The organism is Streptomyces sp. NPDC006339, from assembly GCF_040612775.1.
In the GTDB taxonomy this organism is placed as follows: Bacteria; Actinomycetota; Actinomycetes; order Streptomycetales; family Streptomycetaceae; genus Streptomyces.
Genome location: NZ_JBEXQW010000113.1, coordinates 1 through 2,794 on the forward strand (window position 1 = coordinate 1; position 2,794 = coordinate 2,794).

2 protein-coding genes and 1 pseudogene are annotated in these 2,794 nt (G+C 69.6%); 2 read left to right on the forward strand and 1 reads right to left on the reverse strand.

From position 1 onward, the window contains the following. Positions 1-174: 174 nt before the first annotated feature. Positions 175-276 (forward strand): annotated as a pseudogene (locus ABZ135_RS38665) (4a-hydroxytetrahydrobiopterin dehydratase); the annotation flags it as partial. A 603-nt stretch (positions 277-879) separates the two neighbouring features. Here ABZ135_RS38665 and ABZ135_RS38670 read toward each other — a convergent pair. Next, positions 880-1,254: a hypothetical protein gene (locus tag ABZ135_RS38670; protein WP_356703091.1), complete on the reverse strand. Its 375-nt coding sequence runs from the start codon at positions 1,252-1,254 to the stop codon at positions 880-882. A gap of 47 nt (positions 1,255-1,301) precedes the next feature. On the opposite strand from ABZ135_RS38670, the gene ABZ135_RS38675 reads away from it, so the two are divergent. Continuing rightward, positions 1,302-2,645, forward strand: a complete 1,344-nt coding sequence (locus ABZ135_RS38675; RefSeq protein WP_356703093.1) for a hypothetical protein — start codon at positions 1,302-1,304, stop codon at positions 2,643-2,645. The last annotated feature ends 149 nt before the right edge of the window (positions 2,646-2,794 follow it).

The following is a 2,794-nucleotide window of genomic DNA, read 5'->3' on the forward strand; positions in this document are numbered from 1 at the left end:
GCTTCGAAGCACACCGCGATCATCCGGTAGGCGCCGACTATGGCCAGCGCGTACCAGGCCCAGTGGAGCTCCACGAAGCCTCCTTCATCAAGCAGGCTGGAGTCCCCGGTCGCGTCCTTGCGCCCGGGGACAGAACACAGCGTGTTCTCACTCTTACTCACCGATACGGGGCCCACCCACGATGTCGGCCACCGACTGACCGCCGCCGACTTCGACCTCGCCCACCGCATCGACGCTATCGCCGCAGTGCACGGAGCGGATCCAGTCGACGAGTGACCCCGCGAGGGCAAAAGTGCCCCCGGTCGTCCCCTCCACCAGAGCGTGCTCACGACCAGCGCCATGGCCACGCTGCCGCGTCACGAGGGCGGACCACGTACGGTCAGCCCCGAGCCGCAGTGCCGACGCGGCCTCAGCCGCTGACCGAGCGACGTCCGCCTGTCCCCGACCAGGACACAAGGGGGGGCTGTGTTCGACTCTGCCGACCCCGTCTCCTAGACGCATCCAGAGGGCGGCGGCGCCGAGCGCGCGCCGTACGTTCCGGGCCGGCGGCCGCACCGTGGAGGTCCAGGGCGTTTCTTTCGGATCATCTCTCGCTGACCAGATGAAGATGGCGGCGAGATGGAGTCTGGCAAGGGCGAGCTGGGCGCGACGGGGGCCTCATCGTTAGAGTGCGCGGAAGGGAGCGCAGGGCGGCTGGCGGGACGGCGGGCCGCGGCGGCCGGAGACACAACGGCGGGAAGCGCCGGCCAGGGCGCGGACGCGACGCGGGGGTGGCGCGGGGCGAGGTCGGGACGGCGGGACGGGGGCGGAGCCGGGCGGCGGCAGCGGGAGATGCAGCAACGTCAGAGGAGAGTCGGGATACGCCCACAGCCGCGTCGGTCATCCGTTGCCGCTGATGAACTCCCGCAGTTCGGTGCGGGGATCGACGCGCTGCTGCGCGCCCCAGTGAGTTCTGGGGTTTTCCGCGCTACGGATGCCGTCCAGGAAGAGGTCCCGCATCCGGGTCACCGCACGCTCCTTCGCTCGGCCGATCCGGTCGCGGCCCTCCTGCGTGTCGTCGGCGGTGGCGAGCGTCTCGGCCAGCTCACGTTCCCAGGTCGTGACCTTCTCCCAGGCGTACATCTCCATGTGCCCGGAGCCAGAGTGCTGCAGAGAGACCAGTTGCCATCCCTGGGTCTGCGACAGGGGCGTGGTGGGTGAGACCCAGCTCATGGCCAGTTCGGCTGCCCGCTCGGCCAGTTGTTCATCCGTCATGATCCTCATGTTATCGTCATGGAGACGATAAAAGAAGTTTGGGGGGAGTGATCGCCGTGTCCGTTCCGAACGCCGAGCGTGCGTCCGGTTCCGAGATCCGTACGACGCCACGGGAGCTGGCGACGGAACTCACCGTGCTGACGGAGGTGGACTGGCGGAAGGTCTGGCCGGGCGCGAGCGGGGAATACGAACCCGATCCCGCGTGGCTGGCCCAGTTCGGCTGGCAAGTGGTGAACTTCCAGTGGATGACCAACAGCTGGGGTCCGATCACGGTCCGGACGCGTACCGGGAAAGAGCACCACCTGTCGACCACGACGTCGAACACGCGGACGTACGCCCGCGCCTCCCACCGGCTGTGGCGGGGCGGCGCCCCTGATCCGCACGACAGGGAGGCGGCGGAGGCCTCCGCGGCGTGGGGAGAGTACCTGGCGGCCGCCCGGAGCGTGCTCGGCGCACCGACGTGGTCGGGCGCCTGGGACGATGACCGCTTCCCCGTCAGTTTCGGCAGCAGGTCAGGGCCGCCCGAGAGGCGCCGCCGTCTCAACCCGTACCGGCTCGCCGTGTGGAACCCGCCGAGTCCGGAGTCCGCGGTGATCGTCCTTACCACCTTTGAGGACGTCTACGGCAGGCAGTCCGTCGATCTCGAACTGCGCGACCCCGCGCACATCGTGCTGGGTGATGGGTACGCGGAGGTGGAGGCGAAGGTCTCCGACGTCAGCTCCCGGGGGTGGGTTCCGGAGGATCGTCCGCTCTACGGCGATCCGGAGCCGGCGGACAAGCCGGACACGACCTGGCAGGAAGTGGCCGCTCATCTGGTGGGGGTCCGCGCGTGGGACTGGGACGCGATCTTCGGCGACCACGGATGGAACCGGGAATTCACCACAGCCGGTGAACTGGACCGCTGGGCGCGGCGACTCGGCTGGACGGTGTCCGGCGTCCACCGGTCGGGCTGCGTCTCCGTCACCACACCGGAGGGCCTGTCCCTGTGGCTGCCTCCGGTGCTCCGGTACCCCGCGCGAGTGAACTGGCTGGAGGGCAAGCTCTGGAGGATCAGCTCCCAGCCCGCCTCCCGACACCACTCCCAGGTGCTCGAACCCGCCGCCGCTCTCTGGGCGGACTGCCTGCCGGCCGCCATCCACATCCTGGGGGAGCCCGGATACCAGGGCGACCCCGATGACCCGGGCTTCCCCGAGAAGTGGCAGAGCTGGCGCCGGGATACGCGCGGCTTCAAGATCCACACCCGTTGGCTGGCGATATGGCCGTCGCCAGGCGAACCGGCGCCCACGATCGGGCTGTTCATGCAAGGTGGTTACATGGAACGCCGCATGGACCGCGAAGCCGCGCAGCTGGACCTGAGGATCTGGCGACCGGCAACGCCCCGGCCCATCTGATCCGGTGAACAGCTCCTCCTGCCCGCCGACCGGGCGAACCAGCCGGTAGTTCGTGCCACGCAGCCTCGCCTGGAGGGCGGCGGCGCGCTGGTCGCACTCGGCCGGGCTGCTCCCCCACACGGTCATGGCGGTCACCGTCTGGACCTCGA